This is a genomic window from Mesorhizobium sp. M8A.F.Ca.ET.181.01.1.1, from assembly GCF_004792025.1.
GTDB lineage: Bacteria > Pseudomonadota > Alphaproteobacteria > Rhizobiales > Rhizobiaceae > Mesorhizobium.
Genome location: NZ_SRTV01000110.1, coordinates 1 through 357, shown reverse-complemented (window position 1 = coordinate 357; position 357 = coordinate 1). Strand labels below are relative to the sequence as shown.

Here is a 357-nt window from a genome sequence, read left to right as displayed (position 1 = left end):
GATGGACAATGCCAAGTCCATCGACTGGGACGAGATTGGCCTCGGACTGAAGACCCTGGCGCGCGAGATCGCCGCTGTTTCGGCGAAGGGCCATGCACGCCCAAAAGTAGTCATCTCGCATGGCGGGCCGGACGGGGACGCCGCGTCGCTGCGACGCCACATTGAGGCTGAGGCGCCGCAATTGGGCGACGTCGCCGAGATCGGCTTCGCCGCGTGTCCGGATGGCCGGTATTACCAACTCAAGAACAATGGCGTGCGTTTGAGCGAAGGAGACGTCGTCGTCTTCATGGATTCCGACACGGTTCCCGAGCGGAATTGGCTCTCAAGCCTCCTGGCGCCCTTCGAGGTCCCTGAAGC

Annotated in this window: 1 protein-coding gene; it reads left to right on the top strand. The window is 63.0% G+C overall.

Annotation, left to right across the window (positions count from 1 at the left end):
- Window positions 1-357: glycosyltransferase (locus EN824_RS33810; protein WP_135933188.1), on the top strand; the 357-nt coding region annotated here is incomplete at both ends.